General features: G+C 66.2%; 1 protein-coding gene. It reads left to right on the top strand.

Translation table 11 applies throughout. The features are described 5' to 3' along the window. Positions 1–707, top strand: a 707-nt coding sequence (locus AC1DQ3_RS36610) for a citrate/2-methylcitrate synthase (protein WP_477124962.1), incomplete at both ends; no start/stop codon positions are given.

Genomic DNA, 707 nt, shown 5'->3' with positions numbered 1-707 from the left:
CTGCGCGGCCTGCCCGCCAACGTCAAGGCCGCACTCGAATGGGTGCCCGCCAGCGCCCACCCGATGGACGTGATGCGCACCGGCGTGTCCGTGCTCGGCACCGTGCTGCCGGAGAAGGACGACCACAACACCCCGGGCGCGCGCGACATCGCCGACCGCCTGATGGCCAGCCTCGGCTCGATGCTGCTGTACTGGTACCACTACAGCCATAACGGCAAGCGCATCGAAGTCGAGACCGACGACGACACCATCGGCGGCCACTTCCTGCACCTGCTGCACGGCCGCAAGCCGTCGGCGCTGTGGGAGCGCGCCATGCAGACTTCGCTCAACCTGTACGCCGAGCACGAGTTCAACGCCTCCACCTTCACCGGCCGCGTGATCGCCGGCACGGGCTCGGACATGTACTCGGCGATCTGCGGCGCCATCGGCGCGCTGCGCGGCCCCAAGCACGGCGGCGCCAACGAAGTGGCGTTCGAGATCCAGAATCGCTACGACACCCCCGAYGAAGCCCAGGCCGACATCGTGCGCCGCGTGGAGAACAAGGAAGTCGTGATCGGCTTCGGCCACCCGGTGTACACGRTTTCCGACCCGCGCAACCAGGTGATCAAGGAAGTGGCGCGCAAGCTGTCCAGCGACGCCGGCTCGATGAAGATGTTCGACATTGCCGATCGCATTGAAGCCACCATGCAGGAAGGCAAGAAGATGTT

The sequence above is a fragment of the Cupriavidus sp. 01T418 genome, from assembly GCF_056398885.1.
Note: the sequence above shows the minus strand (reverse complement) of the source record. Positions and strands in the feature narration are given on the sequence as shown.